At 29.7% G+C, this 19,208-nt stretch carries 20 protein-coding genes and 3 tRNA genes; 15 read left to right on the top strand and 8 right to left on the bottom strand.

Translation table 11 applies throughout. The annotated features are described in order from the left end of the window. Positions 1 to 577: 577 nt before the first annotated feature. The 6 genes from ACFO3U_RS11095 to tgt all read right to left on the bottom strand — a co-directional run bounded on the left by ACFO3U_RS11095 (position 578) and on the right by tgt (position 7,785). Complete coding sequence (locus ACFO3U_RS11095) at positions 578 to 1,852, bottom strand: asparagine synthetase B (protein ID WP_379742125.1); 1,275 nt, start codon at positions 1,850 to 1,852, stop codon at positions 578 to 580. Positions 1,853 to 1,929: 77 nt separating this feature from the next. Further along, the gene (gene dnaB, locus ACFO3U_RS11100) at positions 1,930 to 3,480 is read right to left on the bottom strand and encodes a replicative DNA helicase (RefSeq protein ID WP_379742128.1); all 1,551 of its coding nucleotides are present in this window, start codon (positions 3,478 to 3,480) and stop codon (positions 1,930 to 1,932) included. A gap of 162 nt (positions 3,481 to 3,642) precedes the next feature. Continuing rightward, positions 3,643 to 4,596 (bottom strand): acetyl-CoA carboxylase carboxyltransferase subunit alpha, encoded by a 954-nt coding sequence (locus ACFO3U_RS11105; RefSeq protein ID WP_379742131.1) that lies wholly within the window; start codon positions 4,594 to 4,596, stop codon positions 3,643 to 3,645. A gap of 72 nt (positions 4,597 to 4,668) precedes the next feature. Then, on the bottom strand, positions 4,669 to 5,556 hold the full coding sequence (locus tag ACFO3U_RS11110; protein ID WP_379742134.1) for a DMT family transporter: 888 nt from the start codon (positions 5,554 to 5,556) through the stop codon (positions 4,669 to 4,671). Further along, positions 5,543 to 6,631 (bottom strand): LptF/LptG family permease, encoded by a 1,089-nt coding sequence (locus ACFO3U_RS11115; protein ID WP_379742137.1) that lies wholly within the window; start codon positions 6,629 to 6,631, stop codon positions 5,543 to 5,545. The genes ACFO3U_RS11110 and ACFO3U_RS11115 overlap by 14 nt, the downstream gene beginning before the upstream one ends. 23 nt (positions 6,632 to 6,654) lie before the next feature. Then, complete coding sequence (gene tgt / locus ACFO3U_RS11120; protein ID WP_379742140.1) at positions 6,655 to 7,785, bottom strand: tRNA guanosine(34) transglycosylase Tgt; 1,131 nt, start codon at positions 7,783 to 7,785, stop codon at positions 6,655 to 6,657. A gap of 179 nt (positions 7,786 to 7,964) precedes the next feature. On the opposite strand from tgt, the gene ACFO3U_RS11125 reads away from it, so the two are divergent. The 6 genes from ACFO3U_RS11125 (at position 7,965) to ACFO3U_RS11150 (ending at position 12,452) form a co-directional block, all read left to right on the top strand. Then, positions 7,965 to 8,135: a hypothetical protein gene (locus ACFO3U_RS11125; protein WP_379742143.1), complete on the top strand. Its 171-nt coding sequence runs from the start codon at positions 7,965 to 7,967 to the stop codon at positions 8,133 to 8,135. 12 nt (positions 8,136 to 8,147) lie between these two features. Beyond that, complete coding sequence (locus ACFO3U_RS11130) at positions 8,148 to 8,447, top strand: hypothetical protein (RefSeq protein WP_379742146.1); 300 nt, start codon at positions 8,148 to 8,150, stop codon at positions 8,445 to 8,447. Between the two features lie 6 nt (positions 8,448 to 8,453). Further along, complete coding sequence (locus ACFO3U_RS11135; RefSeq protein ID WP_379742149.1) at positions 8,454 to 9,836, top strand: NAD-dependent succinate-semialdehyde dehydrogenase; 1,383 nt, start codon at positions 8,454 to 8,456, stop codon at positions 9,834 to 9,836. A 138-nt stretch (positions 9,837 to 9,974) separates the two neighbouring features. Next, complete coding sequence (locus ACFO3U_RS11140; RefSeq protein ID WP_379742152.1) at positions 9,975 to 10,823, top strand: transketolase; 849 nt, start codon at positions 9,975 to 9,977, stop codon at positions 10,821 to 10,823. Between the two features lie 43 nt (positions 10,824 to 10,866). Next, positions 10,867 to 11,487: a hypothetical protein gene (locus ACFO3U_RS11145; RefSeq protein ID WP_379742155.1), complete on the top strand. Its 621-nt coding sequence runs from the start codon at positions 10,867 to 10,869 to the stop codon at positions 11,485 to 11,487. Between the two features lie 11 nt (positions 11,488 to 11,498). Beyond that, the gene (locus ACFO3U_RS11150) at positions 11,499 to 12,452 is read left to right on the top strand and encodes a transketolase family protein (protein ID WP_379742157.1); all 954 of its coding nucleotides are present in this window, start codon (positions 11,499 to 11,501) and stop codon (positions 12,450 to 12,452) included. Positions 12,453 to 12,530: 78 nt separating this feature from the next. On the opposite strand, the gene ACFO3U_RS11155 is transcribed toward ACFO3U_RS11150, so the two are convergent. Further along, positions 12,531 to 13,421 carry an FKBP-type peptidyl-prolyl cis-trans isomerase gene (locus ACFO3U_RS11155; protein ID WP_379742160.1) on the bottom strand — a complete coding sequence of 297 codons (891 nt, stop codon included), beginning with the start codon at positions 13,419 to 13,421 and terminating at the stop codon, positions 12,531 to 12,533. Between the two features lie 82 nt (positions 13,422 to 13,503). Between ACFO3U_RS11155 and ACFO3U_RS11160 the strand changes: the two genes are divergently transcribed. The 3 genes from ACFO3U_RS11160 to ACFO3U_RS11170 are packed head-to-tail and all read left to right on the top strand — an operon-like array spanning position 13,504 to position 14,965. Then, on the top strand, positions 13,504 to 13,899 hold the full coding sequence (locus tag ACFO3U_RS11160; protein WP_379742163.1) for an RNA-binding S4 domain-containing protein: 396 nt from the start codon (positions 13,504 to 13,506) through the stop codon (positions 13,897 to 13,899). After that, entirely contained in the window at positions 13,892 to 14,464 is a 573-nt protein-coding gene (locus tag ACFO3U_RS11165; protein WP_379742167.1) for a methyltransferase domain-containing protein, read from the top strand. Before ACFO3U_RS11160 ends, ACFO3U_RS11165 begins: the two co-directional genes overlap by 8 nt. A gap of 6 nt (positions 14,465 to 14,470) precedes the next feature. Then, positions 14,471 to 14,965: a phosphoribosyltransferase family protein gene (locus ACFO3U_RS11170; protein WP_379742170.1), complete on the top strand. Its 495-nt coding sequence runs from the start codon at positions 14,471 to 14,473 to the stop codon at positions 14,963 to 14,965. On the opposite strand, the gene ACFO3U_RS11175 is transcribed toward ACFO3U_RS11170, so the two are convergent. Further along, positions 14,957 to 15,469 carry a shikimate kinase gene (locus tag ACFO3U_RS11175; RefSeq protein ID WP_379742173.1) on the bottom strand — a complete coding sequence of 171 codons (513 nt, stop codon included), beginning with the start codon at positions 15,467 to 15,469 and terminating at the stop codon, positions 14,957 to 14,959. The two genes, ACFO3U_RS11170 and ACFO3U_RS11175, sit on opposite strands and share 9 nt — an antisense overlap. A 129-nt stretch (positions 15,470 to 15,598) precedes the next feature. Here ACFO3U_RS11175 and ACFO3U_RS11180 point away from each other — a divergent pair. The 6 genes from ACFO3U_RS11180 (at position 15,599) to ACFO3U_RS11205 (ending at position 19,205) form a co-directional block, all read left to right on the top strand. Continuing rightward, positions 15,599 to 15,671, top strand: a tRNA-Lys gene (locus ACFO3U_RS11180). A gap of 26 nt (positions 15,672 to 15,697) precedes the next feature. Further along, positions 15,698 to 15,770: transfer RNA gene (locus ACFO3U_RS11185), tRNA-Lys, on the top strand. 43 nt (positions 15,771 to 15,813) lie between these two features. Further along, a tRNA-Leu gene (locus ACFO3U_RS11190) sits at positions 15,814 to 15,896 on the top strand. A 104-nt stretch (positions 15,897 to 16,000) separates the two neighbouring features. Continuing rightward, positions 16,001 to 16,900, top strand: coding sequence for a MerR family transcriptional regulator (locus ACFO3U_RS11195; protein WP_379742176.1), 900 nt, complete (start codon positions 16,001 to 16,003; stop codon positions 16,898 to 16,900). 2 nt (positions 16,901 to 16,902) lie between these two features. Then, entirely contained in the window at positions 16,903 to 18,366 is a 1,464-nt protein-coding gene (locus ACFO3U_RS11200) for a phytoene desaturase family protein (protein WP_379742179.1), read from the top strand. Further along, a complete protein-coding gene (locus ACFO3U_RS11205) occupies positions 18,366 to 19,205 on the top strand; it encodes a phytoene/squalene synthase family protein (protein ID WP_379742182.1) in 840 nt (279 codons plus the stop codon). The genes ACFO3U_RS11200 and ACFO3U_RS11205 overlap by 1 nt, the downstream gene beginning before the upstream one ends. Positions 19,206 to 19,208: the final 3 nt, after the last annotated feature.

Below are 19,208 nucleotides of genomic sequence, written 5' to 3' on the forward strand. Positions count from 1 at the left end.
TTGAGACTAAAAAGTCTAATTGTTAAGTTTGTTTTGGGTACTAGAATCCTGTGCTGAATTTCTTCAACAAAAAATTAATTTAAAAAAATAAAATAAGATACCTTTAACCGCTTGACCTCGAGGATTTACTTTGCTTCATCTGATTTAGGGACACAAATGAATTAAAAGTTTTTTCAAGCAGAAATTGATAGTAGATTTGGGAATAATTCTGATCTATAAAAAATAGAATTTATCGTTTGTTTTTGACTCGATAAATTTTATAAAGATAATTTACAAATTCGCTTTTTTCTAACTGAAAAAAAGCACTTTGTTGTTGAGATTTTGTTTGCTTTTTCATGACTAAATAATTGTTTGTTTGTTTTTGATATGTTAAATCTACAACTAAAAATCAATACGTTACAACTACAAAAATCACGAATGAGGTATTTGTGTAAAACAAAAAAGGTATAACCGTAATAAATATTGTTTTTTAACACAAAACTTGCATTAATTTTACACTATTTATCAATTTAATAAATATATTATCAATAAAAACAAATAACAACTTCTAATTATTCAATGCCAAAAAGCACATTTTCTATGTTTTTTGCTTTTTCTTTCTAGCTGCAGGAAACAATACATTATTTAAGATTAATCTATAGCCAGGAGAATTTGGATGCAAATCTAAAACTGTAGGAGCATCACCTACTCTATGTTGATAATCTTCAGGATCATGACCACCATAAAAAGTAAACATTCCCTTTCCTTTTGTTCCATGAATGTATCTTGCTTCACCATTGATTTTACATTCACCCATCACCAAAACATTTGATTTTACTTTGGAAGCATCAAAAGCCGTAGTTTGCCCCATAAATCCTTTTACTAATGTAGTATGATTTTGGCATAACATCGTAGGAATTGGATCCCATTTAGCAGAATATTCCATCAAAGAGAAATAATCATTTTCCATTGCCATTGCTCCTTTTCCATGTTCTAAAGTAGTGTCAATATCTGAAAACTCATACATCATTGGATTTCTTTCCAACATGAAGTCTTTAAAAGCAAATGTATTTGTAAAATCAATTTTTGATTGGTAATTGGCATCACTTTCATCACCATCAAACATAGGTTCACAAATATCAACTCCTTCAGCAGATAAAGCAATATCAAAACTGTCTGTAGCTGAACACATGGCAAACATAAATCCACCACCAATGACGTAATCTCTAATCTTTATAGCAACAGCTCTTTTTTCTTCAGAAACTTTACTATATCCTAATTTTGTAGCCAAAGCTTCTGCTTCTTTTTTTTGCTCTATGTACCAAGGTGCATTGCGATAAGCAGCAAAAAATTTTCCATATTGACCTGTAAAGTCTTCATGATGCAAATGCAACCAATCATACAATATTAATTGATCACTTAAAACTTCTTCATCATAAATTTCTGTATATGGAATTTCAGCATATGTCAAAACCATTGTTACAGCATCATCCCAAGGTTTTTTCCCTTTTGGTGTATACACTGCAATTTTTGGTGCTTTTTCTAGAATAACAGTTTCTTGATTTTGAGAAGGACTACTTATTTCTTCTAAAATAGTTGAAGTTTGTCCATCAGATAAAATTTCAAAAGTTACCCCTCTAATTTGGCATTCCTTACGAATTTCATCAGCATCAGGAAATAAGAATGATCCTCCACGATAATTTAGTAACCAATTTACTTTGTAGTTTTTTTCCAAAGCCCAATAAGTAATTCCATAAGCTTTTAGGTGATTTTGTTGCCCTTCAGCTTCCATTGGAATTAAAACAAAAGATGCTTTGGCAGTAAATGAAAATAAAATTATAAAGAGTATTGTAATTTTTCTAAGTAACTGCATTCCTTTTTTTATCAAAGATAAGAGAAAATATCTAAAAGAAAACATAAAAAAATCCACCTTTTGAGTGGATTTGTTTCTTAAAACGGAACATCTGAATCATCGTCATCATTGTTGAAATTACTTCCAAAAGCTTCATTAGGAGAAGGTAATTTTGGAGTAGCAAATGGATTTTGTTGATCATCCAAATTCATTTTTGAAGGTAAATCAGCAAAAGGAGAACTAAAATCATCTAAGTTATCAAACTTACCAAGATTTCCAACGAATTTTAATCTTACGTTATCTAAACCACCATTTCTATGTTTTGCAACAATAAATTCGGCTTGACCTTGAGTTGGAGAACGCTCTTCATCATCCCATTCATCAATTTTATAATATTCAGGACGATATATGAATGATACAATATCGGCATCTTGCTCAATTGCTCCAGATTCACGAAGGTCTGAAAGCAAAGGTCTTTTACTAGAACCACGTGTTTCAACCGCACGAGAAAGTTGAGAAAGAGCAATTACAGGAATTGATAATTCTTTGGCTAAAGCTTTCAAATTTCGTGAAATAGTTGAAATTTCTTGCTCACGGTTTCCACCACCTTTTCCATTTCCACCAGCAGTCATTAATTGCAAATAATCCACTACAATTAATTTAATTCCATATTGTGAAGCTAAACGTCTTGCTTTTGCTCGTAAATCGAAAATAGATAATGAAGGAGTATCATCAATATATAAAGGAGCTTTTTCTAAATTTTTTACTTTTATAGAAAGTTGTTCCCATTCGTGTTTCTCTAATTTTCCTGTTCTCAATTTTTCAGAAGACAATCCGGTTTCAGAAGAAATTAAACGAGTAATTAACTGAACTGAAGACATCTCTAACGAGAAAAAGGCAACTGGTGCTCCATAATCAATTGCCATATTTCGAGCCATTGAAAGTGTAAAAGCTGTTTTACCCATACCAGGACGAGCAGCTACGATAATTAAATCAGAAGGTTGCCATCCTGAAGTTAGCTTATCTAAAGCATGAAAACCTGTTGGAATTCCACTCAAACCTTCTTTACCAGCAATTTCTTCAATACGTTTTTTAGCTTGAATTACTAAACTTTGTGCTGTTTCAGAACTTCGTTTGATATTTCCTTGTGTAACTTCATATAATTTTGATTCAGCTCTATCCAATAAATCAAATACATCTGTAGTTTCATCATACGATTCTTCAATAATTTCGCTTGAAATTTTTATCAAACTACGTTGGATAAACTTTTGTAAAATAATACGTGAGTGAAATTCGATATGAGCAGAAGAAGAAACTTTTTGTGTCAACTGAATTAAATAAAAATCACCACCAGCTAAATCAAGTTTTGCGTTTTTACGTAATTGAGCAGAAACCGTTAATAAATCTATAGGTTGTGTATCGTTAAAAAGCTCAACAATAGCTTCAAAAATATGTTTATGTGCTTCTTTGTAAAAAGCATCTGCTTGCAAAATATCGATAACCTCATCAACACCTTTTTTATCAATCATCATTGCTCCAAGAACCGCTTCCTCCAAGTCTAAAACTTGAGGTGGCAACTTTCCTTTTTCAAGATTGATAATTGTTGTTTTATCTACTTTGATTGGGTTTATATTTCTGACATTTTCCATATTGCGAATGTATACCTTTTATAATAAAAAGTAAAGTTGAATTGTTAAAAATTCAATGTTAAATTAGTGTTAGTAAATTTATTTTAATGTTAACAACCCACAAAAAAAATCCGTCAGTAAATGTAAAAGACGGATTTTTTAAAATTGTAAGAATTTGGGTTATTAATCTTTAAATTCACCCATATTGCTATATTTATCCATTCTTTGTGCTACTAAATCTTTTGTTGATAACTCTTTTAGTTCATCAAAAGCCTTAAGTACATATTTTTTTACTGTTGCAAAAGTTGTTTCTCTATCATAATGAGCACCACCTAGTGGTTCAGGTATAATATCATCAATTAACTTTTGTTTCTTCATATCGTATGAAGTCAATTTTAAAGCTTCAGCTGCAACTTCTTTGTATTCCCAACTTCTCCATAAAATAGAAGAACAAGATTCCGGTGAAATAACAGAGTACCAAGTGTTTTCTAACATGAATACTTTATTTCCAACACCTATTCCTAATGCACCTCCAGAAGCACCTTCACCAACAATTACAGTAATGATTGGCACTTGAAGACGACACATTTCAAAAATATTACGAGCAATTGCTTCACCTTGACCTCTTTCTTCAGCTTCTAAACCTGGATAAGCACCAGGAGTATCAACTAAAGTTAAAACTGGAATTCCAAATTTTTCAGCCATTTTCATCAATCGCAATGCTTTTCTATATCCTTCAGGATTAGCCATTCCGAAATTTCTGTATTGACGTGTTTTAGTGTTATATCCTTTTTGTTGACCTATGATCATAAAAGATTGACCTCCAATTTTTCCTAAACCACCAACCATTGCTTTATCATCTTTAACTCCTCTATCTCCAAAAAGTTCTAAGAAAGTTCCTTCTGTTAAAGCATTAATATGATCCATAGTGTATGGACGATCTGGATGACGAGAAAGCTGAACACGTTGCCAAGCTGTAAGGTTTTTGTATATATCTTTCTTCGTTTCGTCTAGTTTTTTCTGAATTTGTTTGCAGGTTGTTGTCACATCTACATTTGACTCTTCACCAATTACCATACATTTATCTAACTGATCTTCAAGTTCTTTTATTGGTAATTCAAAATCTAAATATTCCATATATTGGTTTACGTTTAGTTTGTATTTTCTATTACAAATATAAAATTTTTATAACTTTTATCTAACTTAAATTTAATTAGTTTTTAACTTTTTTCTGTTCTTAACTATTCCATTTGCTATAACAGTAAGTAGAATTATTGCAGCACCAAGATAAAAAAGTGAATTCATGTGTTCTGAATCCTTAAAAATTAATAAAGCCAAAATAATACCATAAACGGGTTCAAGATTGACAGTCAACATTACCGTAAAAGGACTTAAAAACTTCATCACTTTTATGGAAGCTGAAAAAGCATAAGCTGTACATATTGAGGCTAAAACAATTAGCCAAGCAAAGTCTTCAAAAGTTAATTCAAAAAATGAAGTTGAAAATTTTTCTGTAGCTAACAAATATAAACTCAAAAAAAGAACTCCACTTGATAATTCATAAAATGAAATCACATTTGGATTATATATTTTAGCATACTTACTATTAATTACTGAAAAAAGTGCTGATAAAAAAGCAGAAACAATAGCTAGAATAATTCCTAATTTATGATTTGTCTCTACATTAAATATTATTGAAATTCCAATTACAGCAAAGAGTCCAAATAATACTTCATACCAAATTACTTTTCTTCTATAAAAAACAGGTTCAATCAAGGAAGCAAAAAAAGCTCCTGTAGACAAACAAGCCAATGTAATAGAAATAGTAGAAACCTTTATAGCTTGATAAAAAGTATACCAATGAGCTGCAATAATTATTCCTGAAATTATAAATCCAATTAAAGCATTTAAAGGTACTTTAATACTCTCTTTTTTGTATACCAAAAAAACAACTATAAAAAGAGCTGCCAAAAACATTCTGAACCAAACTAAATCTAAAGCTTCCAAAGAAATTAGTTTGCCAAGAATTGCAGTAAATCCCCAAATAAATACAATTACGTGAAGATGTAAATAGTTTTTGAGTTTATCGTTTAGCATTTCGAAGTAAATAAACCGCTAAAATTCCGAATACGATATTTGGAATCCAAACAGCAAGTAAAGGAGAAAAACTTGACTTTTCAGCTATTGTGCCAAAAACTTTATCGAAGAAAATAAAAGTAAATGCAATAATGATTCCTATTGCAAGGTTAACTCCCATTCCACCTCTTCTTTTCATGGCAGAAACAGCAACCGCAATAATTGTTAAAATGAAAGCAGAAACTGGTAAACTATATTTTTTATAAAGTACGACTAAATAAGTATTGATATTTGAATTTCCACGATCACGTTCTTTGTCAATAAAATCATTGATTTCAGTTATTGACATAGTTTCGGCTGCATAAATTACCGGAGTTAAATCATCAGGTTCAAAATTATATTTCTGAATCTTCTTTTCATAAGATTCCAAAATATCATTTAATTTACCAATCGTTCTTTTCTTATAATTATAAAGTGTGTAGCTTTTCGTTTTTTCGTCATATTTAATTCTACTTGCTGATACTTTGTATTGCAATTTGTTTCCAATACTTTTTTCAAATGTAAAATTAAAACCTGTTTTTGATAAATAGTTATAATTACTTACATAAATGTATTCACTAACATTATTTTCGTTCTTAATCTGACGATAAATATCATTGGTTTCTCTAGTTTGACTATTTCCTTTTAAGTTAGAATATCTAAAATCATTAAACCCTTTACTTGCACTTGGAACTAAAAAGAATCCCATAATAAGAGCAAAAACAGAAACTACAGTTGCACCAATAATATAAGGTTTTAAAAACCGATTAAAAGAAATTCCAGAACTTAGAATTGCAATAATTTCAGTATTGTTGGCTAATTTTGAAGTAAACCAAATAACCGATAAAAAAAGAAAAATAGGGAATAATAAATTTGCAAAATAGATAGTAAAATCACCATAATAGATTAAAATATCTTTTAATGGAATTTTATTTTCTATCATTTTATTTACTTTTTCAGAAACATCAATGACAATTCCAATAGGAATAAACATCAACAACATTACTGAAAATGTGCCTAAATAACGTTTTAATATATATTTATCGATTATTTTCATTTTCCAAATTTAAAATTTAGAATTTATAAACGTTGACTCATTTGTACAAGCATTTTATCTTTCCATTCTCTAAATGTTCCTGCCAAAATTTGTCTTCTAGCTTCTCGAACTAGCCACATATAAAATCCTAAATTATGAATTGTGGCAATCTGTTTACCTAAATATTCATTAGCTGCAAACAAGTGACGAAGATAAGCTTTTGTATATTCTGTATCGACAAAAGTGTGACCCATTTCATCAATTGGAGAAAAATCAGCTTCCCATTTTTTATTCTTAATGTTGATTGAGCCATTTGCTGTAAACAACATCCCGTTTCTGGCATTTCTTGTTGGCATTACACAATCAAACATATCAATTCCTAAAGCAATATTTTCTAAAATATTAATTGGAGTTCCTACACCCATTAAATATCTTGGCTTATCTTCTGGAAGAATAGCTGTTACCACTTCAGTCATAGCATACATTTCTTCAGCTGGTTCTCCTACTGACAATCCGCCAATTGCGTTTCCTTGTGCTCCAGCATTTGCTATATATTCAGCAGATTGTTGTCTTAAATCTTTATAAGTACTTCCTTGAACAATTGGGAAAAAAGTTTGCTCATAACCATATTTGAAAGGTAAGTTTTCCAAATGCGTAATACATCTATCCAACCAACGGTGAGTCATATGCATTGAACGTTTTGCGTAACGATAATCACATGGATATGGTGTACATTCATCAAAAGCCATGATGATATCTGCTCCAATAGTTCGCTGAATTTCCATTACATTTTCAGGTGAAAAGAAATGATATGAACCATCAATATGCGATTTAAACTTTACACCTTCTTCTTTAATTTTTCTATTGGAAGAAAGCGAATACACTTGATAACCACCAGAATCAGTTAAAATATTTCTATCCCAATTCATAAATTTATGTAATCCACCTGCTTTTTCAAGAATTTCAGTTTGTGGACGAAGGTATAAATGGTAAGTATTTCCTAATATAATATCTGGATTAATATCATTTTTTAATTCGCGTTGGTGTACTCCTTTTACTGAAGCAACTGTTCCAACAGGCATAAAAATTGGTGTTTCTATCACTCCATGATCAGTTGTTATTGTTCCTGCTCTGGCTTTTGATTGTGTATCTTTTTTAAGTAAATCGAATTTCATAGTGGCATTTTACAAGTGGCAAATATAATTTATTTGAAATTTAAGAAGAGCTGTTTTATGATTTAATTATAATGATTTTTATTCTTTAATGTAAATCATGCAATTAATTTAGAAAATAGTGTAAGGCAAAATTGGATAGTAATCATGAAATTTGTAAACACAATATAAATTTGCACATCATGAAAAATAAATTAACACTTCCATTAGTTGTTCTGTCGACTTCATTCTTATTTACAAGTTGTTCAGTAATTGAAGGCATATTTAAAGCAGGTTTTGGTATAGGAATTTTTGTTTCTATAGTAGTAGTTGCTTTAATTATTTATGTAATTAGTAGATTTTTAAAAAAATAAAATATAGAAATTATGAAAGATAAAAAGCAAAATTCAGAAAAAGAAATTGAGGATAATTTAGAAAAAATGAATTACCCTGCAAATGAAGATATTTATAACAAGGAAAAAGAAGAAATAGAATTAAACCCTGAAGATATTACTAAACTCAAAACAACAGACACTTTACCAGGAAAAATGAATGAAAAATCTTTTGATGATGTTAAAACAGGAGTTGACTTAGATGTACCTGGTTCAGAATTAGATGATGTACAAGAAAACATTGGTAGCGAAGATGAAGAAAATAATTATTACAGCGAAGCTGATACAAAATAAAAAATTATGTCAATACAATCAATAAATCCATACACTTTAGAAAAGCTAAAGTCTTTTGAAGAAATGAATGAATCAGAAATTGAAAAAGCTATTGCGAAGGCTGATGAAACATATCAAAAATGGAAATTTACTTCTTTTGAAGAAAGAGCTAAAGTTTTAAATAAAGTAGCTTCAATCATAAAAGAAAAGAAATCAGAACTGTCCAAATTAATTACTTTAGAAATGGGTAAATTAATTAGTCAAGCTGAATATGAAATTGATTATGCAGTTTCTATTTTTGAATATTATGCTAAAAATGCAAAAGATTTTCTAGCTGATGAATCTTTAAAAGTTGAGATAGGTGAAGCATTCATTAGAAAAAGTCCCATTGGAGTTCTATTAGGAGTTGAACCTTGGAACTTTCCATTTTACCAAGTTGCTCGTTTTGCGGCTCCAAATATCATGATTGGAAATACCATTTTATTAAAACATGCTTCAAATGTACCTCAATGTGCCCAAGCAATAGAAGATATTTTTAAAGAAACCAATGCTCCAGAAGGATTATATACCAATTTATTTTTATCAGGATCAAAAGTTTCAAAATTAATTGATGATAAAAGAATTCAAGGTGCTTCGTTAACAGGAAGTGAAAAAGCTGGTGCATCATTAGCAGAAGCTGCTGGAAAAAATATTAAAAAATCCGTTTTAGAACTTGGAGGAAGTGATCCTTTCATTGTTTTAGAAGATGCTGATATTGATAGAGCAACCGATTTAGCCATTTATGGTCGAACAGTGAATAACGGACAAAGTTGTGTAGCTTCTAAACGCTTTATAGTTGTAGAAAAAGTTGCTGACGAATTTTTATCGAAATTTAAAGCTAAAATGAGTGCTTTAAAACTAGGTGATCCGATGGATAAAGAAACCCAACTTGGCCCACTTTCTAGTGAAGATGCTTTGGAAACTATTTTAAAACAAGTTGAAAAAGCAGTTTCTCAAGGTGCAAAAATTGAAGTTGGAGGAAAAAAAGCTGATTTAAAAGGAAATTTTATGGAAGCAACCATTATCTCAAATATTACTCCAGAAATGGATTTATACAAAGAAGAGTTATTTGGACCTGTAGCTAGTTTTTATAAAGTAAAAAATGAAGAAGAAGCTATTAAATTAGCTAATGCAACAGATTTTGGTTTAGGAGGTTCAGTATTTTCAAAAAATATAGAGAGAGCAAAAAACGTAGCCAATCAAATTGATTCTGGAATGGTTTTTATCAATCATCCAACCAAATCTTCAACCGATATGCCTTTTGGAGGAACAAAAAGGTCTGGTTATGGAAGAGAATTATCTGCATTAGGTATAGACGAATTTGTCAATAAAAAATTAATTCGGGTCATATCAGAAACTGAAAAATTATAAGTTTAAAATCAAATAAAATATTGCCTTGCATCTGCGAGGCTTTTTTTTGTAGATAACTTTTAAAAAGTCAACATACTAAAGTAGAAATTAATAATTTTAAACTACTTATATTTGCACTTTTAAATTTTATCATTAAAAATGAAACCAAACACACAACAACTACAAGATTTAACTACACAAGTTAGAAGAGACATTCTTAGAATGGTACATGCTGTAAATTCTGGTCATCCAGGAGGTTCATTAGGTTGTACAGAATTCTTAGTAGCTCTTTACCAAAATCTAATGGAAAGAAAAGAAGGCTTTGACATGGACGGAATTGATGAAGATATTTTCTTTCTTTCAAACGGTCACATTTCTCCTGTTTTTTATAGCGTTTTAGCTCATAGTGGTTATTTCCCTGTAAAAGAATTAGCAACATTCAGATTGTTAAACTCAAGATTGCAAGGTCACCCAACTACTCACGAAGGTTTACCAGGGATTAGAATGGCTTCTGGTTCATTAGGACAAGGTTTGTCAGTTGCTCTTGGAGCTGCACAAGCTAAAAAATTGAACAACGATTCAAAATTAGTGTACACTTTACATGGTGATGGTGAAATGCAAGAAGGACAAAACTGGGAAGCGATTATGTATGCTTCTGCTAAAAAAGTAGACAATCTTATTGCAACTATTGACCTTAACGGAAAGCAAATTGATGGAACGACAGATGAAGTTCTTAACATGGGAAGTTTAAAAGCCAAATTTGAAGCTTTTGATTGGGATGTTTTAGAAATCAAAGAAGGTAACAACTTAGAAGCAATCATTGCTGGAATGACTGATGCAAAAAACAGAACAGGAAAAGAGAAACCAGTTTGTGTTCTTTTATATACTGAAATGGGTAACGGTGTTGATTTTATGATGCATACTCATGCTTGGCATGGAAAGGCTCCAAATGATGATCAGTTGGCAAATGCTTTAGCTCAAAACCCTGAAACTTTAGGTGACTATTAGAATGAATAAATTTTTCTTTATATTTTTTTTCTTTTTAAATCTAATGTCTTTTGGGCAAAGTGAAGGAATTAGCCTTGATTTTGACAATATGTCTTTTGCAAAGTTCGATAATAGTTATACAAATTTTCATGGAGAAAGGATTGAAATAAGAAATTCAAAAGATTCTACATATAAAATTACTATTATTCAAAGTGAAAAATATAAAAAGGCTGAACTATTTGACTTTAAAAACAACATTCAAGTAAATTTTGATTTAAATTTTACTTTCAAAAAAGTAGAGGATTTAGACAGATTAAAAGTAAAAGATTCATACTACATTTCCAATACTGAATCTGCAAATAAAGATGTCTTTACTGAAGTTACATATAAGAAAGACTCGATCAAAAATGAGATCATAGTTCGTTCTGTATTATATGCTTATACGAATAAAAAAAAGAATAAGAAAAAAATTTTAAAGGATTTTTATTACATTTTTAATACAATTCCAAATCAAAAGAATTACTATAATTATTATAAAAGTAATTTTATTAATGAATTTAAAATACCTCTAACTGAAAATGATGTTTTAGTAAGATTCATGAATGTTAGTGGTAATAAAATAAATACAGAATTAAATTATACAGAAACAAAAGAAGTTGAATTCAATTTTAAATTTTACTTTTAATTCAAATCAAAATGAAAAAATATACAAACACAGGAAATAAAGATACTCGTTCAGGTTTTGGAGCTGGTTTAACAGAGCTAGGTCAAAAAAATGAAAATGTAGTAGCACTTTGTGCAGACTTAATCGGTTCATTAAAAATGGACGATTTTAAAGCAAATCACCCAGAACGTTTTTTCCAAATCGGAATTGCAGAAGCAAACATGATTGGAATTGCAGCTGGTTTAACTATTGGTGGAAAAATTCCTTTTACAGGAACATTTGCTAATTTTTCTACAGGAAGAGTTTATGATCAAATTCGTCAATCAGTTGCTTATTCTGATAAAAATGTAAAAATTTGTGCTTCTCACGCTGGTTTAACACTTGGAGAAGATGGAGCAACTCACCAAATACTAGAAGATATTGGTTTAATGAAAATGCTTCCAGGAATGACTGTAATCAATACTTGTGATTACAATCAAACTAAAGCAGCAACAATTGCAATTGCTGATCATCATGGACCAGTTTATTTGCGTTTTGGCCGTCCAAGTGTAGCCAACTTTACTCCAGAAAACGGAGAATTCATAATAGGAAAAGCTGTTATGCTTAACGAAGGAACAGACGTTACAATAGTTGCAACTGGACATTTAGTTTGGGAAGCTTTAATTGCAGCTGAAAAATTAGAAGAAAGAGGTATTTCTGCTGAAGTAATCAATATCCATACAATTAAACCTTTAGATGAAGAAGCGATTATGAATTCTGTTGCAAAAACTGGGTGCATAGTTACAGCTGAAGAGCATAACTTCTTAGGAGGTTTAGGTGAAAGTGTTGCTAGAACATTGGTAACAAACAATCCTGTTCCGCAAGAATTTGTAGCAGTTCATGATAGTTTTGGAGAAAGCGGAACTCCAGCACAATTGATGGAAAAATATAAATTAAATAATGAAGCTATTGTTCATGCAGCTATAAAAGCTATTTCAAGAAAATAATTTAATTTGTTTATTAACACAAAAAAACCAATTCTTTCGAATTGGTTTTTTTGTGCTTTAAATAATAAATAGAAGTTTCTATTGACAACTTGGGTCTAAATGTTTCTTCAAAGATCCACCACTACATGTTGGAATATTGGCAAAATCATAATATTGTTTATCTCCATTGGTATCAAAATACTTAACCTCTTCTTTAGTTATAACTCCATCATTATCGTCATCCACATCAAGGTAATCAGGCACTCCATCCCCATCAGTGTCTAACAAACTCCCATCAGTCTTTGAAGGATCATAGTACTCATAAACTGACAAAACTCTATCACTATCATGATCAATATGTTTTTGACCAATTAATTTAAAATTAAAAATTAATGGAGCATAAGATGGTATAGCCCCAATAGAAGAACCATAGTAAGCAAAAGAAGAAGGCAAAAACATAACACCAGCTCCATAATTTTCATAAGTAACTGTTCCATCTGGATTTTCAATTGAATTACCTATCTTAAATTTAGGTACAATTTCTCCCCATCCTGGAATAACATCTTGTAAATTAAACCAAACAGGGCTTTCTGCTGTATCAAAAACAGTTCCATCAAATAAAGTTCCTTTATAAGAAACAAATGCTGAATCTACTTTTATAGGTTGTTCTCCAATTCCTTCATTTAATTCTAAATAATATAAAGTATAAGTCAAATCATTTCTATCTACTTCAATAGATTTTAAAATATCAGTCCTATCCTTAATAGGTATTTCTGTTCCTCCAGCCTCAATTAGAGTAAATGTTGTGTTATATTCAGCATCAACAGTAACATAATGTGTCGCAAGAAAATCGTCAATTGCCGCTTTATCAATTGGGTATTGCTCTGAATAAGGTTTTGGTGGTTGTGCTGTTATAGTATCATCTTTTGGACAACCAGCAAATAGAGTGGCTAAAACAACAAAACTTAATGCCTTAAAAATATTTTTCATTTTATTATTCAATTTTTATAGGGTGCAAGATACAATTTTGATTTATTTTTGTGTAATAATTAACATTGATTTTTGTTAAAATATGAGAATAGATAAATACTTATGGTGTGTTAGATATTACAAAACTAGAAATATGGCTTCAGAAGCTATAAAAAAAGGTCATGTTACAGTTAATAACCAAACGGCTAAGCCATCTAGAGAAGTTTATCCAACAGATAAAATTGTATTGAGAAAGGACCAAATTAACTATAAAATTACAGTTTTAGATGTTCCACAAAATCGAGTTGGAGCCAAATTAGTAGATATGTATCGCAAAGATGAAACTCCTGTAGAAGCTTTTGAGCATTTGGAATTATTAAAGTTATCTAAAGAGCATTATAGAGCAAAAGGTGACGGAAGACCCACAAAAAAAGACAGAAGAGACATTGATGATTATATTTGGGATGATGATAACATAGTGCAAAAAGAAGATGAATAAAGCATACTGGGAAGAAAGATATCAAAATAATGACACTGGTTGGGATACTGGTGAAATAACAACTCCATTAAAAGAATATATTGATCAAATTAAAAACAAGGATTTAAAAATTTTAATTCCAGGAGCAGGAAATGGCTATGAATTTGACTATTTAATTGAAAATGATTTTTCTAACGTAACCGTTATTGACATCGCTAAACAACCAATAGAAGCACTTAAAAAGAAAAATCCTAAACATATAGCTAACTTTATTCAAGGAGATTTTTTTGAATTAAACAAAACATTTGATTTAATCATTGAACAGACTTTTTTTTGTGCTTTAAATCCTGAAATGAGAAGTAGATATGCCACAAAAATGTATTCTTTACTTAAAGAAAAAGGAAAAATTGCAGGCTTACTATTTGACTTTCCTTTAACTGAAGTTGGTCCACCATTTGGAGGCTCTAAAGAAGAGTACTTAATTTTATTTTCTCAAAAATTCAATATAAAAAAACTCGAAAGAGCATATAATTCAATTAAACCACGAAAAGATAAAGAACTCTTTTTTATCTTTGAAAAAAAATAAACTACTATGCAAAATATCATTTTAAATAAAGAAGAGATTCAACACAAAACAAAAAGAATTGCTTATCAAATTTATGAAACTTTTGTAGATGAAAAAGAAGTTGTTTTAGCTGGAATTAGCTCAAGTGGTTATGTTTTTGCAAATAAAATTGCTGAAGAATTACAAAAAATATCTCCTATTAAAATTACAATGTGTGAAGTTTATATCAATAAAACAAATCCGCAAGATGAAATAAAAACATCTATTACCAAAGCAGAATATAGTAATAAAGGTTTAGTTTTAATAGACGATGTATTAAATTCAGGAACAACTCTTATTTATGGTGTTAAACATTTTTTAGAAGTCCCTTTAAACAAATTTAAAACAGCCGTATTAGTTGATAGAAATCACAAAAAATACCCTGTAAAAGCAGATTTTAAAGGAATTTCTCTCTCAACTTCACTACAAGAGCACATACAAGTTGTATTTGAAAAAGACAATATGTTTGTCTACTTAAATTAATTGAAGAATTTCATCAACTATTTCTTTTTTCTTTTTACCATCAACATTAATAATAAATTTTGAATTTTGATAGTAGTAATTCCTATCGAAAAGATGTTTTGCTATATATTCTTGTAACTCATCTTCTGATAAATTTTTAATTAAAGGTCTTTTGGCTCTCTTATTTTTTAATTTTTCAACTAAAGCACTTACACTTGCTTTCAAATAAACTGAAGTAACATCATCTCTTTGCAATAAAAGGTGATTATTAGCATAACAAGGTGTTCCTCCACCAAGACTTAAAATAAAATCTTCATCTCGCTCTATGAAAGTTTTAAATAATTCATGCTCAACTTTTCTAAAATAGACTTCTCCTTTATCTTTAAAAATGGTTTCAATAGTAGAATTCTCGCTTTTTTCAATCAATTCATCAAGGTCATAACAAGAAAATCCTACTTTTTTTTCCAATTTCTTTCCCAAAGACGTCTTTCCGACTCCCATATACCCAACTAATACTATTTTCATAAAAACATTAACATATTATAAAACAAGCAATTAAATAAAATCTTTAAAAAAAATACAAATTTATAATAAATTCCCATTGAATTCTAAATAATAGGTTTTATATTTGCACCCGCATTCAGGAAATAAAATGACTTGGTAGCTCAGTTGGTAGAGCACATCACTTTTAATGATGGGGTCCTGGGTTCGAGCCCCAGCCAGGTCACAAATTTACAACATATTGAATGCTTCGACTTGGTAGCTCAGTTGGTAGAGCACATCACTTTTAATGATGGGGTCCTGGGTTCGAGCCCCAGCCAGGTCACTTTAAAAAAGTTAAGCATCACGCTTAACTTTTTTTGTTTTTTGGCCATGTGGAGAAACGGTAGACTCGCCATCTTGAGGGGGTGGTGCTCGCAAGAGCGTGAGGGTTCAAATCCCTCCATGGTCACAGTAAATTTAAAGCTAAACAAAATTTTGTTTGGCTTTTTTTTGTTTACAACACCTATGTTCAATTATTTTTCATTACTTTTGTTTAACAAATTATAGAAAAAGATGAACAATGTTAAAAATGTATTCAGTATAAAAGACTTTGAAAACCTTTCTGGAATCAAAGCTCATACTATTAGAATATGGGAAAAGAGATATAATATTCTTGAACCTATGCGAACTGATACAAACATTAGGTGCTATGACATTAAAAATCTTCAAAAATTATTAAATATAGTATTACTACATAACTATGGTTATAAAATTTCTAAAATTGCACAATTAAAACCTGAAGAAATTCCTTTAAAAGTTAAAGAAATAATTTCTGAAAAAAGTGCAAACATTCATGCTATTAAATCTTTTAAAATGGCAATGATGGATTTTGATCATACTTTGTTTTTTAAAACATATAATGAGCTTCTAACACATAAATCTTTTAGAGAAGTGTTCTATGAGGTTTTTATACCGTTAATGGAAGAAATTGGCTTTTTATGGCAAACGGAGACTATTACTCCAGCTCATGAACACTTCATTTCCTACTTAATTAAACAAAAGTTATTAAGTGAGACTGAAAAAATTCAGAGTAAGCAGCCCACAAAGCATGATAAAGTTTTCATTTTGTTTCTACCATTAAATGAAATCCATGAATTAGGATTAATGTATGTGAATTATGAAATTTTAAATAAGGGTTATAAAACTATTTTCTTAGGAGAAAACCTTCCTATTGATAACTTAGTGGATATAAAAAAATATTTTGAAAAAATAACTTTTGTTAGCTATTTGACGGTAGAACCTTCAGCTAATGAAATTGATGAATATATTCAAAAAATTAATACAGAAGTACTAACAGAAAACGAACACAATTTAGTTCTGTTAGGTAGAATGATTGCTGATATTGACGAAAAAAAAATATCTGAAAAAATAAAAACCTACAAAAACATATCTGATTTTGTTCTTAGTCTCTAAATATGAATAAAAAAATAACAATTATTGGTTCTGGTTTTTCGGCTTTGGCAGCTTCTTGCTATTTAGCTCAAAGTGGTTATGATGTAACTATATATGAAAAAAACAGTACAATTGGAGGAAGAGCACGTCAACTAAAAAAAGAGGGTTTTACTTTTGATATTGGTCCAACATGGTATTGGATGCCTGATGTCTTTGAACGATTTTTTGCTGATTTCAATAAAAAACCTTCTGACTTTTATGAATTAATAAAATTAAGTCCAGCTTATCAAGTTTATTTTGATAAACTAGATTTTGTAACTATTGCAGATAATTTAGATGATATTATAGTCACTTTTGAATCAATTGAAAAAGGAAGTGGAAAAGTTCTTAAACAATTTATGAATGAAGCTCAAAGCAATTATAACATTGCTATAAAAGAGTTAGTTTATCGTCCAGGTGAATCTCCATTGGAGCTAATTACTTTAGAAACAGCCAAAAAAGTAAATCAGTTTTTTAGTACTATTTCAAAAGATGTGAGAAAACGTTTTAAAAATAAGAAGTTAATTCAAATTTTAGAATTTCCGGTTTTGTTTTTAGGTGCTAAACCAAGCGATACTCCTTCGTTTTATAGTTTTATGAATTTTGCTGATTTTGGCCTAGGAACTTGGCATCCAAAAAATGGAATGTATTCTGTGATTTTAGCTATGGAGTCTTTAGCCAAAGCGTTAGGAGTTAAAATCGAAACTAATTCAAATGTTGAGAAAATAATAGTTGAAAGTGGACATGCTGTTGGAATTGAAGTAAACGGAAAAAAAATTAAAAGTGATATAGTTTTAAGTGGTGCGGATTACCATCATACAGAAACTCTTTTAGAAGAAAAAGATAGACAATATTCTGAAAAATATTGGGATAATAAAACATTTGCTCCTTCTTCACTCCTATTTTATGTGGGTTTTGATAAGAAAATTGAAAATGTAGAACATCATTCTCTGTTTTTTGATGTTGACTTTGATATTCATGCTTCTGATATTTATGATGATCCAAAATGGCCTAATGAGCCTTTATTCTATGCAAGTTTTCCATCAAAAACAGATGAAAATTCAGCACCTGAAGGAAAAGAAGCAGGAATTTTTTTAGTTCCAATTGCTCCAGGATTAAATGACACTTTAACATTTAGAGAATTATATTTTGATAAAATAATCACTAGATTTGAGAAATTGACGAATCAAAAAGTGAAAGAAAATATAATCTTTAAAGAAAGTTTTTGCGTAAATGATTTTATAAAAGATTACAATTCTTATAAAGGAAATGCTTATGGAATGGCTAACACGTTACTTCAAACAGCATTTTTGAGACCAAAATTAAAGAGTAAAAAAGTTAAAAATTTATATTTTACTGGACAATTAACTGTTCCTGGACCAGGTGTTCCTCCTTCTTTAATTTCAGGAAAATTAGTTTCAGATTTAATAGAAAAATATCAAAAATAATGAAAGCACTATTTGACAAAGTTTCTAATGATTGCAGTGTAAAAGTTACTAAAACTTATAGTACTTCATTTTCAAGTGCTGTAAAAATGCTTGCTCCTTGCATTAGACAAGATATTTATAATATTTATGGTTTTGTTCGTTTTGCCGATGAAATTGTAGATTCGTTTCATGATTATGACAAAGAATTTCTTTTTAATAAATTTGAACAAGATTTAGCAGATGCTCTTGAACATAAAATAAGTTTAAATCCAATTTTAAATTCATTTCAACATACATTAAACAAATACAATATTCCACAAGAAATGATTGATGCTTTTATGAAAAGTATGCGTTTAGATTTAAGTAAGAGTGAATACAATACAACAGAAGAATATCAAGAATATATTTATGGTTCTGCTGATGTTGTTGGGTTGATGTGTTTGAAAGTTTTTGTCAAAGGAAATGATGAAAAATATAATGAACTGAAAGATTCTGCTATGCGATTAGGTTCTGCTTTTCAAAAAGTAAATTTTTTGAGAGATTTAAAAGCCGATTTTGAAGATTTAAGTCGAACTTATTTTCCCAATACAGATTTAAATCAATTGGATGAAAAATCAAAACAAGAAATAATTGCTGATATTGAAAGTGATTTTGAAGCGGCTTATGAAGGCATAAAAAAATTACCTTTGGAAGCTAAATTTGGAGTTTATACAGCTTATCGTTATTATAAAAAACTTTTGATTAAGCTACAAAAAACACCTTCGCTAGAAATTAAAAACACTCGCATTAGAGTTTCAGATTATCAAAAAATGCAGCTTTTAGCAAGATGCTACGTTAAATATAGATTGAATATTATCTAAAAA

It is taken from the genome of Flavobacterium ponti (genome assembly GCF_042652765.1).
GTDB lineage: Bacteria > Bacteroidota > Bacteroidia > Flavobacteriales > Flavobacteriaceae > Flavobacterium > Flavobacterium ponti.